17 protein-coding genes are annotated in these 21,625 nt (G+C 64.0%); 9 read left to right on the forward strand and 8 right to left on the reverse strand.

What is annotated here, in order from left to right:
- The first annotated feature begins 110 nt into the window (after nt 1-110).
- Nucleotides 111-1,097, forward strand: coding sequence for an NAD(P)H-quinone oxidoreductase (locus tag ACFOW7_RS00325; RefSeq protein WP_378159793.1), 987 nt, complete (start codon nt 111-113; stop codon nt 1,095-1,097).
- A 156-nt stretch (nt 1,098-1,253) separates the two neighbouring features.
- Here the strand turns inward: ACFOW7_RS00325 and ACFOW7_RS00330 are convergent, their stop codons facing one another.
- A complete protein-coding gene (locus tag ACFOW7_RS00330; RefSeq protein ID WP_378159796.1) occupies nt 1,254-1,379 on the reverse strand; it encodes a hypothetical protein in 126 nt (41 codons plus the stop codon).
- A gap of 56 nt (nt 1,380-1,435) precedes the next feature.
- On the opposite strand from ACFOW7_RS00330, the gene ACFOW7_RS00335 reads away from it, so the two are divergent.
- From ACFOW7_RS00335 to ACFOW7_RS00345, 3 genes are all read left to right on the forward strand, one after another.
- Nucleotides 1,436-2,563 carry a S8 family serine peptidase gene (locus tag ACFOW7_RS00335; RefSeq protein ID WP_378159799.1) on the forward strand — a complete coding sequence of 376 codons (1,128 nt, stop codon included), beginning with the start codon at nt 1,436-1,438 and terminating at the stop codon, nt 2,561-2,563.
- A gap of 100 nt (nt 2,564-2,663) precedes the next feature.
- Complete coding sequence (locus ACFOW7_RS00340; protein WP_378159801.1) at nt 2,664-2,882, forward strand: hypothetical protein; 219 nt, start codon at nt 2,664-2,666, stop codon at nt 2,880-2,882.
- A gap of 197 nt (nt 2,883-3,079) precedes the next feature.
- Nucleotides 3,080-3,514, forward strand: coding sequence for a RidA family protein (locus ACFOW7_RS00345; RefSeq protein ID WP_378159803.1), 435 nt, complete (start codon nt 3,080-3,082; stop codon nt 3,512-3,514).
- Nucleotides 3,515-3,653: 139 nt separating this feature from the next.
- Here the strand turns inward: ACFOW7_RS00345 and ACFOW7_RS00350 are convergent, their stop codons facing one another.
- Genes ACFOW7_RS00350 through ACFOW7_RS00370 form a run of 5 tightly spaced genes read right to left on the reverse strand, consistent with a single transcriptional unit; the run spans nt 3,654 to nt 8,999 of the window.
- Nucleotides 3,654-4,145, reverse strand: a complete 492-nt coding sequence (locus ACFOW7_RS00350; protein ID WP_378159805.1) for a hypothetical protein — start codon at nt 4,143-4,145, stop codon at nt 3,654-3,656.
- 34 nt (nt 4,146-4,179) lie between these two features.
- Entirely contained in the window at nt 4,180-4,623 is a 444-nt protein-coding gene (locus ACFOW7_RS00355; protein WP_378159807.1) for a response regulator, read from the reverse strand.
- Nucleotides 4,610-6,517, reverse strand: coding sequence for an ATP-binding protein (locus tag ACFOW7_RS00360; RefSeq protein WP_378159809.1), 1,908 nt, complete (start codon nt 6,515-6,517; stop codon nt 4,610-4,612). The genes ACFOW7_RS00355 and ACFOW7_RS00360 overlap by 14 nt, the downstream gene beginning before the upstream one ends.
- Nucleotides 6,514-7,074 carry a YfiR family protein gene (locus tag ACFOW7_RS00365; RefSeq protein WP_378159811.1) on the reverse strand — a complete coding sequence of 187 codons (561 nt, stop codon included), beginning with the start codon at nt 7,072-7,074 and terminating at the stop codon, nt 6,514-6,516. Before ACFOW7_RS00365 ends, ACFOW7_RS00360 begins: the two co-directional genes overlap by 4 nt.
- On the reverse strand, nt 7,074-8,999 hold the full coding sequence (locus ACFOW7_RS00370) for a TonB-dependent receptor plug domain-containing protein (RefSeq protein ID WP_378159813.1): 1,926 nt from the start codon (nt 8,997-8,999) through the stop codon (nt 7,074-7,076). The genes ACFOW7_RS00365 and ACFOW7_RS00370 overlap by 1 nt, the downstream gene beginning before the upstream one ends.
- A gap of 411 nt (nt 9,000-9,410) precedes the next feature.
- Here ACFOW7_RS00370 and ACFOW7_RS00375 point away from each other — a divergent pair, with 411 nt between their 5' ends.
- From ACFOW7_RS00375 to ACFOW7_RS00390, 4 genes are all read left to right on the forward strand, one after another.
- On the forward strand, nt 9,411-11,015 hold the full coding sequence (locus ACFOW7_RS00375) for a DUF2138 family protein (RefSeq protein WP_378159815.1): 1,605 nt from the start codon (nt 9,411-9,413) through the stop codon (nt 11,013-11,015).
- Nucleotides 11,016-11,286: 271 nt separating this feature from the next.
- Complete coding sequence (locus ACFOW7_RS00380; RefSeq protein ID WP_378159817.1) at nt 11,287-15,735, forward strand: MG2 domain-containing protein; 4,449 nt, start codon at nt 11,287-11,289, stop codon at nt 15,733-15,735.
- A gap of 232 nt (nt 15,736-15,967) precedes the next feature.
- Entirely contained in the window at nt 15,968-17,290 is a 1,323-nt protein-coding gene (fliD, locus tag ACFOW7_RS00385) for a flagellar filament capping protein FliD (RefSeq protein WP_378159819.1), read from the forward strand.
- A gap of 98 nt (nt 17,291-17,388) precedes the next feature.
- Nucleotides 17,389-18,465, forward strand: coding sequence for an adenylate/guanylate cyclase domain-containing protein (locus tag ACFOW7_RS00390; RefSeq protein ID WP_378159821.1), 1,077 nt, complete (start codon nt 17,389-17,391; stop codon nt 18,463-18,465).
- A gap of 96 nt (nt 18,466-18,561) precedes the next feature.
- Here the strand turns inward: ACFOW7_RS00390 and ACFOW7_RS00395 are convergent, their stop codons facing one another.
- The gene (locus ACFOW7_RS00395) at nt 18,562-19,509 is read right to left on the reverse strand and encodes a S1/P1 nuclease (protein ID WP_378159823.1); all 948 of its coding nucleotides are present in this window, start codon (nt 19,507-19,509) and stop codon (nt 18,562-18,564) included.
- A 654-nt stretch (nt 19,510-20,163) separates the two neighbouring features.
- On the opposite strand from ACFOW7_RS00395, the gene ACFOW7_RS00400 reads away from it, so the two are divergent.
- On the forward strand, nt 20,164-20,868 hold the full coding sequence (locus ACFOW7_RS00400; RefSeq protein ID WP_378159825.1) for a potassium channel family protein: 705 nt from the start codon (nt 20,164-20,166) through the stop codon (nt 20,866-20,868).
- Between the two features lie 101 nt (nt 20,869-20,969).
- On the opposite strand, the gene ACFOW7_RS00405 is transcribed toward ACFOW7_RS00400, so the two are convergent.
- Nucleotides 20,970-21,593, reverse strand: a complete 624-nt coding sequence (locus ACFOW7_RS00405; protein WP_378159827.1) for a Smr/MutS family protein — start codon at nt 21,591-21,593, stop codon at nt 20,970-20,972.
- Nucleotides 21,594-21,625: the final 32 nt, after the last annotated feature.

The following is a 21,625-nucleotide window of genomic DNA, read 5'->3' on the forward strand; positions in this document are numbered from 1 at the left end:
AGCCAGCGTGTCCGGACTGCAAGGCGCAGGTCGTGACATTCAACCAGGCTTGGTGATGATTTCGCCTTAAACGGAAAGACGCTGGGCGTCCATTGCACGAGGAGGACACGATGAACACGATGCATGGCTGGCAGCAGACCGGCCCAGGTGGCACCGATACCCTGTTCTGGGGCGAACTGCCCCGGCCGCGCCCAGGACGGGGCGAGTTGCTGGTCCGGGTCAAGGCTGCCGGGATCAACCGGGCCGATATCGTCCAGCGCGAGGGACGCTACCCGGCGCCCGCCGGTGTCACGCCGGTGCTGGGGCTCGAAGTCGCCGGCGAGGTGGTGGAGGTCGGCGAGGGTGCCGGTACCTGGCAGGTGGGCGATGCGGTGTTCGGGCTGGTGGCAGGTGGGGCGTATGCCGAGTACGTCCTGCTTGAGGCCGAACTGGCGCTTGCCAAGCCCGAATCGCTCGATTGGGCCGAAGCGGCCAGCCTGCCCGAAGCCTGGATGACCGCCTGGCTCAATCTGGTCGTGCTGGGCGGCCTGACGGCGGGAACCCGGCTATTGATCCACGCTGGCGCCAGCGGCGTCGGCGCGGCGGCGATCCAGCTTGGTCGGCTGTTCGGCGCCGAAGCGGTCTATGCCACGGCCGGTGGGCCGCATAAAACCGACTTCTGCAGGCAACTGGGCGCCACGCTCGCCCTCGACTACCGTACCGAGCCGGATTTCGGTGCCCGCCTCAAGGCGCTGGGTGGGGTCGACCTGATCCTTGACCCTGTCGGTGCCGACTATCTCGAGCGCAATCTGAGCGCTCTGCGGCCTGACGGCCGACTGGTGCTGATCGGCCTGATGGGTGGCGCCAACAGCACCATTTCGCTTGGGACAATGCTGGTCAAGCGGCTGTCGCTGCTCGGATCGACCCTGCGCGCCCTGCCAGTCGAGCGCAAGATGCCGCTGGCCCAGGCGCTGCGCGAGCGGGTGCTGCCCTGGCTGCTGGCCGGACAAGCCAGACTGACCATCGATCGCCGCTTCGGCTTCGGCGAGCTGGCCGCAGCCCATCGATACATGGAAGACAACGCCAATCTGGGCAAGCTGGTGCTGGTGGCGCCGTAGAAGGCACCTCATCCGGCTGTCCTATCCCTCTGCGCCGGACTGCTCGCTAGTCCGGCGCGCTGGAGCCTTTCCGACCAAGTCGGCGTCGGCGCGTCCGGACCTCAGTAACCCTCATGGCGACGCCGGGTTGAACGGACAGGCTGTCACGACCCGACTTCAAGGCGGATCTTTCCTCATCGCCTGACAAATCAATCGCTTGCCGCGCAGGCCGTGGCAGCCGCTTGCCCGAGCCTTGGCGCTGTCATTACCATGCGCAAGCGCCATGGCCGAGCTGAGCGTCATGGTGGATTTCCGATTTGTTACCTGGGGCCGATGCGACGGCCCGGAAAGAACCGTCGATGAGTGTTGGTCGATTCGTCGCCGTGGTGGTTGCGTTGAGCGCGCTGACTGCCGGGGCGGCGCCCAGCGATCCGTTCTATCCACAGCAATGGGCCTTGCATGATCCGCTGGTCGGCATCCGGGCCGAGCAAGCCTGGACCATGGCCACGGGTCGCGGAGTGCGGGTCGCGGTGCTCGATACCGGAACCCGGCCCCATGCGGAACTGGTGGGCAAGCTGCTGCCGGGCTACGACTTTCTCGACGCCAAGAGCAGCGGCGATGGTGACGGTCCCGACCGCGATGCGACCGATATGGGCGACGGCGACAGCCGTGAATGTCTGGTCAAGCGCATCCGTCTCAGCACCTGGCATGGCACCAAGGTCGCCGGCGTTATCGCTGCCAGCCGCGACGATGGCCTGGGATTGGTCGGGGCAGCGCCCGATGCGGCCATCGTCCCGGTCCGGGTACTTGGCCGCTGCGGCGGCGACCTCGATCAGATTCTCCATGGCATGTTATGGGCCGCAGGCGTGCATCCGACCGTGCCCAATCCGTATCCGGCCCGGGTGCTCAATCTGAGTTTCGGCGAGAACCATGCGCCGTGTGCCGGTACGGCTTACGGCCGGCGCTATCAGGCAGTGCTCGACCGGCTCAAGTCGGCCGGGGTGGTGGTGGTGGCGGCGGCAATGAATTATGGCCAGCCGGTGGAACAGGTCAGCCCGGCCAGTTGCCGTGGCGTGATTGCGGTAGGGGCGGTACGGCGTGATGGCAGCAGGCCCGGTTATTCCGACTATGGCCGCGCAGTCGCCCTGTCGGCGCCGGGCGGTGAAACCGGGCAGTGGAATGGCCGTGGCGTCGACCCGGCGGCCGGGCTGTGGCTGCTGAGCGACCGCGGTGGCAGCTATCCGGCCGGCGACGGTTATCTGAGCGACGAAGGTACCAGTTTCGCTGCCCCGCTGGTGGCGGCGACAGTGGCCATGATGCTGGAGCTCAAACCCGAGCTGCGGCCAGGTCAGGTACGTCATGTTTTGCTGAAAACGGCCCGACCTTTCCCACAGCCGTGCCAGGGTTGTGGCGCAGGAATGCTAGATGCCGAGGCGGCGTTAAAAAGGGTACTTGACCCGACGCCGATTCCGGAGGACGCTTTCTGAGTCACGACCTGCCGGTCGTGACTCCGTTGAGGGGAGATTGCCGCCCGCCTAGTCGGGCGGTTTTTTCTGCCCCGGTCGAAGTTCTCGCAAAGGATGGTTTATGCGCGCTTACTTGCTGTTGGGGCTGTTGTTGCTCTGCCCCGGTTGCGCGGTGGTCTCGGTCGCCACCACGGCGGTCGGAGTGGGGGTAACAGCCGTGGGTGTCGGCGTCGATGTGGCGGTCGGCGCCGGCAAAGCCGCCGTCAAAGTCGGCGGCGCCGTGGTCGATGCAGTCAGCGACGATGACGAGGACGAGGAAAAACCCGCCAAAGGCAAATAAGCCGGTCAGGTTTTCGCAAGCAGTGTCTCCGGACACTGCTTTTTTGTTGCCAAGTAAAATATCCTGCAAACTATATGCAAGACTAGACGTGGAAAAAATAGAAAAATAAATATTTTATCTAAGAATTTCCTCTAGTCGAGAGCGCCTGGGCATCGAGCCTGTAGCGTGTTTCCATTTTCTGCCTGAAAGGTATTTCCATGCGCCCATCCACTCAATCGAGCGGCAACGACGCCTTGGCTTTGCTCAATCCGCCCGGCCTGTACGATCCGGCCCCCAACGGCTATTCCCACCTTGCCCTGATCGCCGCCGGCTCACGGCTGGTCTTCGTCGCCGGCCAGGGCGGCGAGAGCGAGGACGGCCAGCTGTCGCCCGACTTTGCAACCCAGGTGCGGCAGGCATTTGCCAATCTGCGCATCGCGCTGACGGCCGCTGGTGCCGACGTCGGCGATGTGGCCAAGCTGACTGTCCTGATCGTCGATCATCGTGAAGAACGGCTTGCGGTACTCAGCAACGAGGTCAAGCGGGTATGGGAAGGCCGGATGGCACCGACCTGCTCCTTGATCCCGGTTCCACGGCTTGCGCTGGACGCGATGTTGTTTGAGGTCGAGGCCGTGGCAGTGCTGCCGGCTTAAGCCGTGCAGGACGGTCCGTTGCCACCTTGCAACGGGCTGTCTTTTCCTCGGTCAGGCAGGGGGCGCAATAGCCAGCGTGGCAGATCATAAAATTGAAATCGTCCAGTTGTACCTGTCGGATGAGGACAGCTGATCGATCCTAGGCACTGAACCCCAAATGCAATAGCCAGCGCTGCCCATCGGCGCTGACGATGGCGAAATCCTGCCAGTGGCTGTCATACCAGATCGGTGGGGTGACGAATATCTCGTGCAATTCGCACGGGCCGAAGCAGTCGAGCAGCCGTTCGATAAAGCGGGTGACGACCAGGGCCTGGCCGTTGCTGTGCTGGATAGGCAGTGGCGAGAAGTGCTGTTCGAAGAACCAGTGTTTGAGGATGGGCCGCAGGATATTGGGCCAGTTGCGATCGAGCGCGCTATGGCGGATATGCCAGGATACCTCGAGCGAGGCCGCTTCGGTACCTGGATGGCGAGCGGCGAAATATTGCTTTAGGGCCAGCCGCAGATCGAGCGCCGGGGGCAGGGGCTCGACCCGGTAATTCGAGCGATGGCCGCTGGCATCGTTGAGCAGGGCCAGGGCGTCCAGAAAACCGTTGAGGCCCTCAAGAAGAGGCGGGGTCGGTGCATCCAACATACTGGCTCCGCGACAGGGGAAACGGGACAGCTGGTCAGTCGACCGGCCGCTGATTCAGTACCAGCCAATAGAAGCCGGCATGGCGGGCCAGTTCGGTCAGATCGTCGAACTCGACCGGCTTGACCACATAGCTGTTCACGCCAAGGTCGTAGCTTCTCACCATATCCTGCTCTTCATGCGATGAAGTCATCACCACCACCGGAATGCGCCGGGTCGATTCGTTGGCTTTGAGCTGGGTCAGCACTTCCATGCCATCGACGCGCGGCATTTTCAGATCGAGCAGGATCACTCCGGGGTCCGGACCATCGCGGTCGGCATAGCTGCCGCGCCGCAGCAGATAGTCGAGTGCCAGATCGCCGTCGTTGAGCCAGATCACCTTGTTGCAGACCTTGGCACTCTCCAGGCCGCGCATGGTCAGCTCGGCGTCGAGCGGGTTGTCCTCGACCAGCAGAATCTCGACATGCTTAAGTTGTTCCATTCTGAGTTTCCCTAGGCAGCGTGAAATAGAAGGTGGCGCCCTGGTCTAGCGCGCCTTCGGCCCATACCCGGCCACCATGCCGGGTGATGATGCGGTGGACCAGAGCAAGCCCCACTCCGGTACCGCCGAATTCGGTGCTGTCATGCAGACGCTGAAATACGCCAAACAGTTTCATCTTGTAGCGGGCGTCGAAACCGGCGCCGTTGTCGCGCACAAAGTAGACATGCTCGTGTTCGTCGCTGATCGCCCCGATCTCGATCAGGGGCTGTTCGCGCCGTGCGCTGAATTTGAAGGCGTTGGACAGCAGATTGGTCCAGACCTGAGTAATCAGCGCCCGATCGCCATGGGCAACCGGCAAGGTGCCCAGCCGGATTTCGGGGGTGGGGCCATTGTGCTGGGCCAAGAGTGCCTGACAGGACAGATCGACCAATTCGCGCATATCGAGCCGGACCGGCTGCAAGGCCTTGCGCCCGAGCCGTGAGAAGGCCAGCAGATCGTCGATCAGCGTGCCCATGCGCAGCGCTTCGCTCTGGATGATGTCGAGCTGCCGCATCGCATTGGGCGGCAGGCTCGCGCCGTGATCCTGGGCCAGCAAGCGGGCAAAGCCGACCACTGCCCGCACCGGGGCCCGCAGATCGTGCGATACCGAATAGCTGAAGCTCTCCAGCTCCTTGTTGGCTTCCTCGAGCTGGGTGGTGCGCTCGGCAACGCGCCGCTCCAGCTCGGTGGCCAGCGTCCGCACCGATTCCTCGGCCCGGCGGCGGTCGTCGATATCGGTGATCGAACCGATCCATTCGATGACTTCGCCGCTCTGTTCATCGAGCAGCGGCAAGGCTTTGAGGCTGACATAGCGGTAGGATTCGCTGGCGGCATGCCAGAGCCGCAATTCCAGCTCGAATGGCGCCGAGTTGCCGATGCCGCCGGCCCAGGCCAGGCCCAGGCGCGGCTGGTCGTCCGGGTGGAAGACATCGCGCCAGCCCAGACCGTGACTTGCCGAGTCGTGCTGGCCGGTATAGCGCTCCCAGGCTGGCGCGGGCTCGATAAACGCGCCCTTGGTGTCGGCCACCCACAGCACGGCGGCCATGGCCGATACCAGGGTACGGTTGCGCCGTTCGCTGATCTGGAGCGCCTTCTGCACGCTGGCCCGCTCGGCTGCCTCATGGGCCAGCGAGCGGTTGCTGGCCTCGACCTCCTCGCTGCGCCGGCCCAGCTCGGCCAGCATGCTGTTGAAGGCATCGACCAGATAACCGACCTCGTCATGGCTGGTCTTGTTGGCGCGCAGGCTGAAATCGCGCTCGGTCATCACCCGCTGGGCCACTTCGGTGATCGACAGCAAGGGCCGGGTCAGGGCGCGCTGCAACCAGCTCGACAGAAAGAAAGCCACCAGAAGGCTCAGCACCGTGACCGCGCTCAGCAGCGCCAGATAATCGATCAGGCGCTGCGACGGGTCGTAGCTGGCGCGCAGATGGATGGTGCCGAGAATGCCACGCTGGTCGATCACCCGCTTGAACAACACCATATGGCCGCCGCTGGTGTGCACACCGTCGAGTTCGGGCAGCGCCGGCAATTCGGCCCGTGTTGTGCCGCGTCGGTAGGTGGCAAACAGCTCGCCGCGGGCAGTGTAGAGCGCGGCGGCTTCGATGCTGGGCTTGGCCTTGAGCAGCAGCAGGGTTTCCTGGGCGGCCTTGGGGTCGTTGAAGTCGAGCGCGGCCGACGAGGCGAGGCCGACGATATCGGCCTGGGTGGTCAGCTCGGCCGCCAGTGCCGCCCGGTAGTCACGCAGATCATTGAACAGCAGCGCCACCCCGGCCACGATCAGCGCCGACAGGGTAGTGACTAACACTACCAGCAGAATCTGACGGCGGATCGAGTGACGGACCCAGTCGAGCGTCATGGCGCCGATCCCGTCTGCACCTGGCGCGCCACCGACAGCAGGCGCGAGCTGATCTTGAGATGACGTTGTTCGGCCGCCGGCAGCGAGATCTCGAAGCGGACATGCTGCTCGGCCAGCACGAAATTGATCACGCTGCCCTGGGTCAGTGCACCTTCGGTTTCGGTGACGACCAGGACCGGCTGGCCTCGCACATTGTCGATCCAGGTCTTGAGCGCTGCGCCAGTGCTCTGGCCGACAAACAGCATCTGGACGCCGTTGGGGCTGTCGCCGGTCTTCAGCCGGCGCACCACCAGCGGCCGCCGGCCGATATGCCGCCCAGGTGCCAGCAGCTGTAGGGCGGCGGCGATCTGGTCCGATTCGACGATTCCCACCACAAAGGGCGCTTCGCTTTGCCCGGCGTCGGGCCACTCGACATAGGTGGCGAATTTATAAAGGAAAGCGGCCTTGACCCGGGCTTCCAGGTTGGGGTCGGTAATGGCGGCGGCGTTGCAGGCCAGCAGGGCCAGCAGCAGCCAGCGGATCGTCGGAGCAAGAAGGGAGTGAAAGCGTGGCTGCATCAGAACTCCGCACTCAGCTTGAGATCGATACCGCGTCGTGCGACACGCACGCCGTTGCCGTTGAATTCGCGGTAGCGGCGGTCAAGCAGATTGGTGCTGCTCAGGGCAAGTTCGAGGCCAGGTCTTGGCCGCCAGCCCAGCCGCAGGTCGAGTGCGCCATAGCCCGGCACGGCCGGCTGCGGCAGGCGGCCGACCTGGCGCCAGGCCAGATCGAGTTCGAGCCCGGCCGCCAGATTGTGCGAAGAGCGCAACTGGGCCTGATAGCTCGGATCGTTGCCGAGTATCGAAGGCGAGCGGAAGCTGTCCGGGTCGGCCCGGTAGTGCTGATGCAGCCGCAGCGTGCCCAGGCCCAGCCGCCAGCCCGGGCTTACCCGATAGTTGCCCCAGGCTTCCATGCCCCAGGTGCGGCCATGGATGCCGTTATCGATCACAAAGTAGCGCGGGCCGAGCTGCTTGATGGTGCGCAGGTCGCGGTAGCGCTGGTGGAACAGCGTGACCGAGTAACTGAAGTCCTGACCGCCGCCGCGAAAGCCCAATTCGGCCGAGCGCGAGATTTCGGAATCGAAATCCGGCCCGCCCTGGAGCTGGGCATTGACCCCGGGTGAGTGGAAATCGCGGTCGATCCGGCTGGGCGACCGTACCGAGCGCGACAGCGCTGCCCACCAGGTACTGTTGTCGTCGGTCCTGCCGCTCAGTCTGAGCGTGGGCAGGAATTCCCAGCCGGTATAGCTGTTGCGCTCGAGCCGGGCGCCCAGGGTCAGGTCGAGCTGGCGGGTCAGGGTGATTTCGTCCTCGATATACAGATTGATCCATTGCAGATCACGGTGGGCCGGCAGAAAGGCCAGGGTGCTGCTGCTGCCCACCCGGTCGCGCGCCAGCCGGTAACCGCCGCCCCAGGCGACACGGTGTTGTTCGCTGAGCGGCAGGCTGTGTTGCAGATCGAGATCGATCAGATCGAGCCGTTCCGAATAGGCATTGGGGAAGTTGCGTTTGGTGCGGTCGTAATAGCCATGCAGCCGCAGCAGACCGCCGTTGCTCAGATGCTGGGTCCAGCGCGCCAGCAGATTGGCGCCGGCGATCTGTGCCCGTCCCGGGCCGGTCTGTTCGAGACTGCCGTCGTACAGGTCGCCCTGGAGTTGCAGCGGTGTGCCGCGTCCACCGCCATCGAAGCGGAACCCTGCCTGGAGCTTGCGCCAGGCATCGCGTACTGGGGCGCCGTCCAGGCGCTCGCCACCGAGATAGCCATCCCATTTGAGATAGGTCCGGTAGGCACCCAGCTCGCCGAGCCGGTTGCTATAACGCAGGCTGCCATAGCGCTGCTGGTCGCCGCCGCCCGCTGTCAGGCGCAGGCCACGGCTGCTGCCGGCAGCACGGGTGATCACATTGATCACGCCATTGACGGCATTGCTGCCCCAAAGCGTGCTGCCTGGGCCGCTGATCACTTCGATATGCTCGACTTCTTCGAGCGGCACATCCTGGGCATCCCAGAATACGCCCGAATAGAGCGGGGTATAGACGGTGCGGCCGTCGAGCAGGACCAGCAGTTTATTGGCAGTGGTGGAGTTGAAGCCGCGTGCGGTGATGGCGTACTGCATGGTGCTGAGTCGCGCCACCTGGAGGTTGGGCGCGAGCCGCAAGGCTTCAGGCAGGGTACGCACGCCTGCGCGGCGAATATCTTCGGCGCCGATCACATAGATCGAGGCCGCCGCGTCGGCCAGTCGCTCGCTATGTTTCGAGACCGAGGTGATCAGGATATCGCCAAGCTGTTCCAGACTCAGATCTGCGAGCCCATCGTCACCCGCTTCGGCATCGGCGCCAGCACCGGAAGCCAGCACGGGCAGGGTCAGCGCCAGGGCCAACAGGGCGCACAGAGAACGGCGAGGGGAACGTAGCCCGGCCGGGATGGGGGCGGCACAGCGCGACATGGACACTCCTCTGGGTGACCGCGCTCTGAGGCGGGTCACTTCTTCTCGGTGACGGGACAGTAGATGTTTTCTGGCTTACCCAGTCTGTATAGCAAGGCCACATCAGGCTACGAAACGCGGTAGCGGCGACGGTTGGGCAAAGCGCCCGAAGTTCTTACTAATAGAAAATATTAGGAAATAACGTCGCAAGCTACAAAGCGGCCTGCGAGAAAAATAGAATAAAATATTTTATTTATTGCGGGAATGCCTGGACCAGTGCTCACGAGGCGGATACGGCAGGGCGGTGGCAGGCCGGACGGTCGGGTATAAAAACGCAACGGCAAGCCGCTGGGCGCCACTTTGCTTTATTTAGACTATCGTAATTTTTACACCAATTGTCAGTTTAAATAACACATTCGACGCGACCAGGCCATGTTCCTCCGCTATTTCTCTGCACGCTGGCGCCGTTGCTTGCTGGGCGGCGCGGTACTGCTGGTGCTGCTGTCGCTGCTGGGCTATCGCGCCTGGCAGGCACGGCAGCGGCTGGCCGAGCCGATTGCGGTGGAGCTGGTCGAGATCGCACCGATCCGGCTTGCCCGTCCGGACGCGCTGCTGGTCTCGGTCAGTCCACGCGATCTGCCGCGCGATGTGCGGCGGGTAGCGCTGCTCAAGGCCGTGCTGAGCGAGGATTTTCTATTCCCTGCCGAAGACCCTGACCGGCTCGGCCTGCTGGGCAGCCTGCGCCGGATCGCGTACGAGCATCAGCTCGATTTCGCCGACCGGGCACTGGCCTGGGTGCTCGATGCGCCGTTCGACATGGCGCTGTGGCGCGGCGAGGATGGCCGGCTGGAACACTGGCTGATCAATGCCCGTCGCAGCGGCACGCGCCAGTTGATCGAATGGGCGGCGCGCGTGGCGCTGAACGACCGCCAGTTGCGCCAGGTAGGCGAGCTGCCGCTTTCCGACGGCGGCACCACGCCGCTATACGAATTCCACTATCGCCGTGATGCGCGGCTGTTCTTTGCCGGGGCTGGCGACAAGCTGGTGCTGTTTTCCGATCCGACACTGTGGCGCGACACCGGCGAGCCGGCTCAGCGGGTATGGCAGGCGCTGCTCGATCCGCGCTGGACGGCCAGCCCCCTGCGGCGACGTTTTGGCTTGGAAAACTTCAGCGGCCGCCATGCCTTGGTGGTCGAGGCGGGCGTGCTGTCGTTTGGCTATCAACGGTTCTTTCCGACCCTGGAAGCGCTGCGTTTCGATTTCGACGGCCGCACCTGGCGCAACTATGTGCGGCTCGCTCCCGACCTCAACAGCGAAACCCGGTTCGACAGCCAGGCACTGTGGCGCGCCGTGCCGGCAGCGGCCAGCCTGTGCGCCGCGCTGCCGGTCGATTGGCGCACGCTGGCGCCGGTCTTTGCGCGTCTGCCCTCGGCCGATCCGGCCTTGCTGGCGCGATTGCGGGCGCCGGCGGCTGTATGCTGGTATCCCGATGGGGGGCTGCATGCGCCGCTTTTATTGGCCGGGGTGGCGCAGGAGCCGCCACCTGATGCGATGCTGGAGCGGCTGTTTGCCGTCAGTGTCGGCAAGCGCGCCGGTCCGATCCGCGCCGAGCGTCGTGGCAGCAGCCGGCTATGGCGTTTGCCGATCGATACCGGATTCGGCCGCTATGGCGTCACCTTGGCCTATCACGATGACTGGGTGCTGTTCTCGGTCGATGGCCGGCTGGTGGAAAACGGTCTGGCCGTGCTGGCGCGCAACCGGCCGGCGCTGGCCGACAGCCTGCCTGGCGATCAGCGCTATATCGCTGCCGTCCTGACACCGCGTACCCTGGCCCAACTGCTATTGCGCTCGATCCACGCCGATCTGCCACGCGAACGTGAGCCGGTGCTGCGCGATGCGGCTGACCGTCATCTGTTGCCCCGTCTCCAGGCGCTGGCAGCCTTTCCGTCCTATGCGCTGCTGCTGCCCGACCCGCTCTACACCGAACAACGCGCCTGGCAGCCCGTGCGCTGGCAAGCATTGGCCGATGTGCCTTGAGAGAAGGGGACGGCTCTGTGTCCTTGTGCTGAAGGCGCAGTCGGAGGGACAGGGCGGAGCAGCTATCTTGTTTGGATTCTCTTTAGGAAAGGCAATGACAAAGTGTCAGTTCCGCTGCCTTGTGATGGGTTGTTTTTATCCTTTCCTATTGTCAAGGACGCACTGTTCTATGGACGGAATTGGTGGATTTTGGACGGCAAATTGAAAGAGAATTCCACTGAATCAAGGTTCAGGTAGCCAACCGGCAGCAAGGTGCAAACGGGAGCAGATGGTGAGGCTGAGCACGCAGCGGCAATCCGAACTCCGTCGCCGGGCGACGGTACTGCTTTTCGTGCTGCTGGGGCTGTTGACGACGGTCTTCGGTGCCGAACCGGCCTGGCCGCCCAGCCGTTATCAGCCGCTCTATGGCCAGCCGTTTCTGCTGTTCAGTGAAGGCGGATTTTCCAGCCGTGACGAGGCGCGGGTGCAGCTTGAAAGCGTGGCTGACGACCTGCTTGCTTACCAGGGCGTCGATATTGCGCTCTATCGGATAGCCAAACCGCTCGATTTTCTGCGGCAACAGCCCGATCCGCACCGTCCGCAGCTCGACGGCGACTACCAGGGCGAAGGGCTGAGCAATGCCCTGAGTTTTCTGTGGGATAAGGCATTCAAGAAGTCGCGTCAGCTATTGCAGCGGATTTTCACGGTCGAGGCCCGCCGTTCGGTGGTCGAAACCGCGCCTGAACTGAAACAGAAGCCGGCGGCGCAACGGCCGCTCAATCTGGAACAGCCGCCGCAATACCGGCCGCTTGCCGGGTTCGAGCTGGTGCGGCGTTTCCGCTATCCGGCCCATCTGCTGCAAGCCGCACCACGGGTCGAGAGCAATGGTGAGGTGCGGCCGGCGCGCTGGCCTATTCCGCTTGGGCGCTTGCGACCCGGGCTTTATCTGGTCGAAGTGATGCTGGGCGCCCAGCGGGCGCTGGCCCTGGTGTTTGTGTCCGACAGCCTGGCGGTCAGCAAGCTGTCGGCAGGCGAGCTATCGGTCTGGACCGCCAGTCGCCAGCAGGGCCGGCCGGTGGCCGAGGTGGCGCTGCTGTGGAGCGACGGCCGGGGTGTGGTAAAGCAGGCGGAGAGCGACCGCGACGGTTTTGCTGTGCTGAAGCATGCGTCGCCCGAAAAAAGCTATCTGTTCGGTCAGGACCGCCAGGGTGGGGTGTTTGTCTCGGAGAACTTCTACGATGCCCGCGCACGCCAGCCCAACCGGCTCTATCTGTTCACCGACCGGCTGCACTATCGGCCCGGCGAATGGCTGCATTTCAAGGTCTTCAGCCGGCCTGTGGCCGACCTGCCGGCGTCGCCAGGACCGAGTACCCTGTCCTTGCTCGATCCGGCGGGACGGACCCTGGTGAGCATGCCGCTGACGCTGCACCCGCTCGAAGGCGGCGATGGCAGCCTACCGCTGCCCGAAGGGGCGCCGGCAGGGGAATATGGGTTGAGGCTGGAGGATCGGGGCGAGCGCTATACGCTGAATTTCCGACTGGCCGAGGCTTCCCCGCCACCTATCGAGATGGCCCTGGAGCTTGATCGCGACGATTTCCGGGTCGGCGAGCCCGTGACAGGCCGGCTCAGGCTGTCCTATCGCGACGGCCGCCCGCTTGCCGGCGCGCCGGTGACGCTGGTGCTGCAAAGCCAGGCATTGCCGCGCGGCGACGAGCCCGCTGGCTTGCCGGTCGAATGGGGCAAGATGCCGCATCAGTCCGATGCCGAGGGCATCGTGCGCTTCAGCCTGCCTGCGGCGGTCGAGCCGAGCCGTTATCTGCTTCGGGTGATAGCCAGCGAATATGGGGTGTTTTCGGTCAGTACCCGTCATGAATGGCTGGTGCAGCCGGCCAAGCCGCGCTATCGGATCGAAACCGCCATCGAGGACCAACGGCTCGACCTGACGCTGCACCCGCTGACTGCGGGTGCCCCGCCAGCAACGCGCTGGGAAGCGGTACGTCTCACGGATCACAGCCGGCGTGAAGGAGAGGTGGTGGCAGGACGCTTCAGCGTGGCATTCACCGAGCCCGGCGATTACCGGCTGTTTGTGCGCGACGAGCGTGGCGTCATGCTGGCGCAGGCCAATCACCGGGTAACGGGACCCGATGCCAAGGCGCCGCCCTTGCTGATCCGGGCTGACCGGGCACGCTACGCACCGGGCGAGACGGCGCGGCTGACGCTGTCGTTTGCAGAGCCTGCCGACGACGCGCTGCTGACGCTTGAACGCGACCGGGTCGAACGTCATGCCCTGCTGAGTTCGCCCAAACGCTGGCTGCGACTACGCCGGCTCGATCCGACCACCTGGCAGATCGATCTGCCGATCGAAGCGGACTATGGGCCGACGGCACTGTTCTCGGTTCTCCAGGTGAAAAACGGCCGCGTGCAGCTGCAAAACCAGCGGATCGAAGTGACCCTGCCGCAGCTGGCACTGGCGATCCGCCATGATCGCGCCGTCTACCGGCCAGGCGACCGGGTCGATGTGGAGATCGCGGCCCAGCTCGATGGCAAGCCCGTGCAGGCCGTGTTGGCAGCGGCTGTGGTGGAGGAGAGGGCGTATAGGCTGCAAGCCGAGTCCCCGCCTTCCATCTCCGATTTCTTCCTGCTGCCGCCGCATCAGGTATCAGTCACGACCAGCCTGGATTTCCGTCCTCACCAGGCGGCCGCAATCAATGCCAGCCTGCCTGGCCGGCTGCGCCGCGATGTCGAGCCTGCACCGCCACCGCGTCAGCCACTTCCCCAAACAGCCGCTTGGGTGCCCTTGTTGCGCACCGACGAGCAGGGGCAAGCCCGTTTCAGCTTCACGCTGCCCACCGTTTCGGCCCGCTGGCGCGTCATGGTGCGGGCGGTCAGCACTGAAGGCCTGGTCGGGCAGGCCAGTCCTGAGTTGATTTCGGCCAGCCCGGTGACGCTGCGCTCGATAAGTCCGCTGCGCTACCGGGTGGGCGACGAGCCACGTATCGGCCTGCGGATTGAGAGCGATCAGGCACGGGAGGCGTCGCTCAGTGTGAAGGGGTTGGTGGAAGCCAACCGGTCCTTGCGGCTCCACGCCGGCGTCAATACGGTCGAGCTGCCGCTTAGGCTGGAACACAGCGGCATGCTCGAACTGCAACTCGATGAAGACCAGCGCCGGCTCGATCAGCTGACCCTGCCCGTGACGGTCGAGCCGCTTGCCTGGCGCGCTCCTTATAGTCGGCTGATCCAGAGCGATACGCCGCTCGCGTTGCCCACGGACGCCGCAGCGCTGCGGCTGACGCCGTTGGGACGCGGCCAGTCGCCCTGGAGCGGATGGCTCGATGATCTGACCGGGCAGCCAGCGGGCACGGTGGAGCAGACTGCCAGCCGGCTGCTGGCACTGGCGCTTGCCTACGAAGCGCTACCGGAGGGGGTGGCGGCTGCCCGCACCCGGCTTGGCCGTCAGTTGCAGCTGACGCGGGGGCGCCTGCTTGGCTTGTCTGGGTCCGACGGAACCTTTCCCTGGGCGTCGGGAACCGGCGAGGCCGACCCCTTCCTCACGCTCTATGCCCACCATGTCGATTGGCACGCTAGCCGGGCACTTGGCATGCAGGTGCCGTCTGAGCATTGGCAGCGGCTGTTCGATGTCTACCAGCGTGGAGTGGCGCAAATGGTGCCGCTACAGCGACTGGTTGCCCTGTCGCTGCTGGAGCGGATGGGTTTGCCGGTGCGGACGCCTTTTGCCGGAGTGGAAGCGGCGCTGCGCGAAGAGGTGCCGACCGGCCCTGCCACCCAGCACGACAGCCTGGTGCTCGGCGCTCCGCAATCGGCCGAGGGACGGCAACTGGCATTGCTGGTCTGGCGCGACCTGGGCCGCCGGCTTGGCCTGGCTGCCGATCCGACGCTGACTGCGCGTGCCGAAGCCGCCGAGGTGGCCTGGCGCGAGCGTGGCGGGGCGCTGCGGCAGATACTGGTCGAGGCACTGTCTGGTCGGCCCGATCCCGTCCGGCTGGGGCGTTTACTGCCCGAGGTCGAGGCCACGGCGCCGGCACTGGAGCGGAGTCTGGTCCTCATCTGGCTGCGACCGGCCTTGCAAGGCGCTGCAACGCCCGCTTGGCGCCCACGCGGCGAGTGGCGGGCGGAGCATGTCGGAGCTGGGGTGGTATGGCGCCATAACGGCTCCGCGCCGCCAACACGGATCGACAGCGCCGACAGCCGGCCGCGCGCGCTGCGGCTCAGCTACCAGACCAGCGAGCCGGGAGGCCGCCCGCTGCCAGTGACACTGAGCCGCACGCTGTATCGGCTCGAACCGGGCCGGCCGGGGCGCTTTCGGGCCGTCCGCAGCGGGGCTGAGCTGGAGGCCAATTCGCTCTATGTCGACGAACTGGTGCTGACCCCGAGATCGGGGCGGACGGTCCGTTTCGGGCTGGCCGAAGTCCCGCTGCCACCCGGGGCCGTGCTGGAAACGCAGCGAACCGGTTTCGCCATCGATGGCCTCAAGCCGCTGGCAGGTGCCGAGGCCGGGAAGACCAATGCCGAGGCAACGCTCGGCCCGGCACGCGCCCAGGTCTTCGAGCGCCATTACACCGTGCCGCTCGCCAAACTGGGCCGTCGCACCGTGCTGCGGCAACTGGTGCGGTTCGGCCAAAGTGGCCGCTTTGTGCTGCCAGCGGCGCGTTTCTACCCGGTCTACGCTCCGTCCGAGCGAGCCGACGAAGCGGCGCTGCGACCGGTGTGGACGATACGATGAGTGCGGTGGGATGGGGCGGAGTTGGCGAAGGGTGGGAGAAGGGCGGTGCGGACAGTGAAAGCCGGCTCTTTTCGGCCAGAATGGGCTGATGAAAAGGACCATTCAGGCTGTTCCTGACGTCTGTCGGCTCGATGTGGATCAGCGCTTGCCGATAGAGCCTGATGGGGTATGATTTAACAATAAAAATAACTGCTTACCTTCCCTTGGCGTGATATTCCTGGAGGTTGCTGTCATGGCGATCAGTCTGCTTGACTCGGTACTTTCCTACCAGTTGACTTCGCGTGGTTTGCCAGAACAAGCCATCGCGCCTGTAGGCACCAGTACACAACCTCCAGCCGACAGCAACTACGGCGCCAGTAGCGACAAAGTCACCACGCTGTCGGGTTATGGCCAGCTTCTCTCGGCCGCTTCCACCTTCGATGACAACCTTGCCGCCGCCAGCATCAGCGGGCGGGCGGTGCAAAGCACCAATGCCTCGGTGGCGACCGGCAGTGCGGCGTCCGATTCGAGCCTGGGTAGCCTTTCCCTGTCGGTCGGTCAGGTAGCGAAGTCGCGCAGCCTGCAAAGCGCCTATTTCACCGACCCGGCCGCCGATATATTCAACCCGGGCAGGCTGTCGATCCAGGTTGGCAGCAATACGGCAGTCAACGTCAATATCAGCTCGGGTTCGCTCAATGGCATCGCTTCGGCGATCAATAGTGCCAATGCCGGCGTTACCGCCTCGGTCAGCCAGGACAGCAACTACGGCTACAAGCTCGTGCTGAGCGGCAATACCACAGGTACTTCAAGCAGCTTTACGGTGTCGGCGACGCAGAGCGACGACCCGCTCAACGGCGGCAAGATCAACCTGAACCTGCTTGGCCTGACCCAGACCCAGGCCGCCCAGAATGCCAGCTACAGCGTCAACGGCCAGGCGGCCACCAGCGAAAGCAATACCGTCACGGTCGCCAGCGGCGTGACGGCCACCTTGCAAGGGGCTGGTAATGCCGACCTCACCGTCAGCCAGAGCTATAGCGATCTGCTCGCCACGGCTCAAAAGCTGGTCGGCAGCTATAACGCGCTGCAAGGCAATATCTCCTTGCTGACCGGCAGCAACGGCGCACTGGCAGGCAATGCCAACGCCACCAGCACTGCCAACGGCCTCTCCACGGCGCTCTATAACAAGGCGCAAGACAGTTTCACCATCTCCGGCTCGTCACTGACCCAACTGTCGCAGATCGGTATCAGCTTCGGCGGCGGCAGTACCGCCAGCAGCCCACTCCAGCTCGATACCACCGCTTTGCAGAATGCCTTCAACAGCGATTCCACCGGTACGGTCTCGCTGCTCTCGACGGCTTTGCAGGGTCTGCGCGATGTCACGGGCGGCTATACCCAGTCGGGCGGCACCATCCTGACTCAGGCCGGCGTGGTCAAAGATGAAATCAAGCAAGGCATCAACACCACCCTGGCCCAGGGCTCCTCACCCGTGCCGACCTGGGTGTCGGATGTCCTGCTGCAACGTGCCATCGACTCCAGCGGCTCTATCGTCCTGCCGGGCTTCTCGACCTACGCCTGAAGCTAGCCGAACCGTTCGGCGGCCATCGCCTTATTCTTCTCTGGCCGAACTAGGCTGAAGAGAGGCCCCGGTTTCGCGGTGCCGAGTGGAATGAGGCCATGTTCGACCGCAGCAATAAGACCCTGATTTGCAGTGTTGTTTTCCTCGATCTTGTCGCCTACTCCAAACAGGCGGTGGCCGAGCAGATCCGGCTGAAAGAGCAGTTCAACAACCTCCTCAGCAATGCCCTGCACGACATTGCCGCCAATGACCGCATCGTGCTCGATACAGGCGATGGCGCGGCCATCAATTTCCTGGGCGACCCCGAAGACGCACTGTTCGTTGCCATCAATCTGCGCGATGCCGCGGCTGAGATGGGCTTGAAGATTCGCATCGGCATCAATCTCGGCCCGGTCAAGCTGGTCAAGGATGTCAACGGCCGCCTGACCCCACTGGGCGACGGCATCAATGTGGCCCAGCGCATCATGGGATTTGCCGAGCCAGGCGCGATCCTGGTGTCGCGCTCGTATCACGAGGTGGTGTCCTGCCTGTCCGATGTCTACGCCGAGCTATTCCAGTTCGAAGGCTCGCGTACCGACAAGCATGTGCGTGAACACGCGGTCTATGCGGTGGGGCCGGTGGCGGCCGATTTCCACCCGCGTCACCATATCAAGCGCCATCACGACCTCGAAGGTCTGCTCAACGAACCGATGCGCCTCAACAAACAGCGCCGCTGGCCTTTTCCCTTGCTGGCCGCTGGCGTGGCGATGCTGCTGTCAGCAGGTGGGCTGGTGTGGTGGAACACCGCGCCGCGCACGCCTGAACTCAGCCTGCCGCCGGTTGCGCAGTCGCAGCCTATCCCCAAGGCGGAACCCATGCCGATCCAGCCTGCGGTAGCCAGTCGGCCCGACAGCGTGGCGTCTCAGCCTGCTGTTCCGCCCGAGCTGGCTGCCCCGCTTGCGCGGTCAGCCGCCAAACCGGTGTCCGAGCCCCAAGAGCCGGACCTGCCAGCGGCCAAGCCGCCTGCGCCGGTGGTCAAGACCACGGTGGCCAGTTTGAGCCCGCTGCCGCCCAAGCCCGCGCCGGTCCGCCCCAAGCCCTCAGCGCCACCGCCGCCCAAGGCAACGGCCGATCACGAGTGCACGCCTTACCATCCGTGCTCGCCCAATCCCCGCTGGGTGCCGCGCGATCATTGAGCCGGATCTTGATCGGGGACTAATCAGGACATGCCTTTAAAAGACAAAAGCCGCTACTGGAGCGGCATTTGAGCTTCTATAGGACCGATTGGGACATCAACTCTTCTTCTGTGCAGCGAACAGCTCATTCAAGGTCCGGGCGATCCGGGCGCCGCCTTTGACCAGTTGTACCCGCACCAATGCATTGGCACGCTCGACGTAAGCCGCATCGAGAACAAATTCACGATCCTTGGTCTTCAGTTGGCAGAAGGGATTAGCCTCTCTGATGTCCTTGATGTCCTTGATGTCCTTGATGTCCTTGATGTCCTTGATGTCCTTGATGTCCTTGGTGTCCTTGACTTCGCCATTGAGCAAGCCGCCATAGACCGTGGCGCGGGCAAGCTGGTGGGATTGGGCAATCCACTGCGCCACCTGGCCTTGCTGGAATTCGCCGATTCTCTCTTTGTGCTGATTCAGCAGTTCGGCAGCAAAGGCGGGTTCGGACTGGCCGCGCAGGTTATGGCGGACAAACAGGGTATCCCAGGCGTAATGGAGCTTGGCCGGCCGCTCGACGCCGGGCAGCGTCACCATGGCGTCGTTGCCGCCCCGGTCGTCGTTGTCGGCGGCGTGCAGCGGCTGCTGCAGGTCGCCGACCATATGGATGATGAAACGCAGCGCATCGGCTTTCTTCTCCTTGTCGACGGCCGGGTCCTGGATCAGCTTGGAAAACGCTTCGATGCGCTGACTGGCGCAGTGACCCTCGGGGCAGAAGCGGGCCGCGTCGGCGGTGCCGCATAGCGGCAGGTCGTCGTAATGCCATTCGGCCGAGCGCGGATAGCGATTATCGAGTGCCTTGCGCTGATCGTCGGCCCAGGTGGCAGCGCTGGCCAGGTCGTCGTTGCCCAGCAGATCACGCACGGCCGCCCGGCTCTGGGCATTCATCAACTCGTAGGCGATCAGGCCGGTGAGGCGATGACCTTCGCGACCCCAGGCATGCGCGGCAGTGACGGGCAGCAAGGACAGAGTCAGCAGGGTGGCAGTGAACAGGCTGCGGGTGGGGAACATGGACGAACCTTCTGAAACGGCGATGGAAAAGGCGGCGATTATCGCATGGGGCCAAGACGGGACAGAGCGATAGAGCACGCTGGCGACAGGATGAAACCCGACTGCCTGGATTATCTTTGCCTGCTGATTTACATAATCAAATGGAGGGGAAGCAAATGCGAAAAACCGGTCAGCAAGAAGAGGAGGGTTGGCTCGTGGCTACAGCCGCTGTATGACAGGGTCGGGATTGGGAGTGGTGGAGGCAGAAAGAAGAAAGGTGAGCTTCTGGCGACAATCAAAGCGTGTTACCAGAATCTGCGCCGGTGTCTGAGGCAGGAGCATTTCCAGCCAGTTCGGAGTCAGCGTATCCGGACTTCAAAGCACTGGCACTGAGCATTCAACCAGGCTTGGCGGCGACGCCGGTTTACATGGATAGGTACAAGAGAAGGTGAGCCTTGGAGGAGAAGGGGACAGATTGGGACAATGTGGAAATGCTTTAATACGTCATCCAGTGCGGCATTCAGTTATGGAGAGGACAAATCGGGACATGGTGGACTCCCGATTCCCTGTCCAGACAGAACAGATTTGGGCATTCCCTGACAGCAGCGCTGATCTATTCTGCGGAGAGATTGGTACGGCATCCTCAATCCAGGCTTCTTGCCTCTGAAAAAAACCATGTCCACCACACCTGACTCCCCTCCGAGCATCTGGCGCCGTCTGCGCCTGCCGTATTCCCATGAACCCAATGCATGGCTGTTGCTTGCCCTGGTCACGCTGGTCATCTCCTATCCATTCCTCGACGACTATGACGGCGGCCGCGCAGCGATTGCGATTTTCGATCTGGCGATCCTGATGCTGGCGCTGCGCGCGGTGCAGGCCGATGGAGGGGAGAAAAAAATCGGCTATCTGCTGGTGATCCCGGCCGTTGTGCTGCATGTCTCCGCCGCGCTGGTGGCCCTCCCTGCGCTGCTGCTGGCGAGCTATGGTGCGCAGGCGGCGTTCCATGGCTTTGTCGTGATTTGCCTGCTGCGCTATATGCTGCGCGACGACATCATGACGCTCGACGAACTGTTCGCCGCCGCCGCGTTTTACGTGCTGCTGGCGTTCGTGTTTGCCTATCTGTACGCCTGCATCGAACAGTTGGTGCCGGGCGCCTTCTTTATCAACGAAGCCAATCGTGCGCCCGATTCGGTGCGCTGGTGGGATTTGCTGTATTTCAGCTTCACTTGCCTGACCAGCGTTGGTTTCGGCGATATCACCCCGGTCAGCGACTATGCCCGCTCGCTGGTGATGATCCAGCAGATGGTCGGCGTGCTGTATTTCGCCCTGATCGTGTCGCGGCTGGTGTCGCTACAGACCAAAGGGAAAAAGCGTGACTAGGTGCGCCATGGACGAGCTGGAAATCGAGCTGTGTTGACGTTGTCCACGACCTCGGCAACCACGATGACCGGTCCGCTGCTCCCACCGCACGGTTGACGCTGCTAGACGCCTTTGGCCCCACGCAGCAACACGATCACCGCCCCGGCACCGCCTTCGGCTGCGCGGGCCTGGGTGAAAGCCAGTACTTCCTGCCGCTGCCACAGCCAGTTGCGCAGCTTGTTCTTCAGCACCGGTTCCTGATCGCGCGAGCCATAGCCTTTGCCGTGAATGATGCGAAGACAGCGCCGTCCGCGCTGCATCGCCCGATGGAGGAATTCGCCCACTGCCACCCGTGCCTCGTCACTGCCCAGTCCATGCAGATCGAGTTCGGCCTGCACCAGCCAATGGCCGCGCCGCAGCTTGCGCAGCGTGTCGAGCTTCTGGCCGGGGCGCAGAAACATCAGTTCTTCGTCGGCGGAGAGTTCATCCCACGGCCAGGCATCAGTCATGGCGTCGTGTACCACCCGTTCGATCTCGACGATCTGGCGGCGCGGCATGCTCGACGGCTTCTGCGGCGGATGCGGGTAAGGCAGTGGATGGTCGAGCGGAATCACATCCCGGGTCGCCTGGCGAAACAGGGTGGACGGATCGTCGGGCGGCGGCGGAGGAGGCGGCGGGGGCGGTGCGGGCGACGTTTTCAGCCGGGCTTTGAGCGCCCGCAGCATGCGCTCGGTATCGGGTTTCATGCACAAAAAGCCGCCGTCCAGGCTGGACGGCG

Source organism: Chitinimonas lacunae (genome assembly GCF_042650885.1).
In the GTDB taxonomy this organism is placed as follows: domain Bacteria; phylum Pseudomonadota; class Gammaproteobacteria; order Burkholderiales; family Chitinimonadaceae; genus Chitinimonas_A; species Chitinimonas_A lacunae.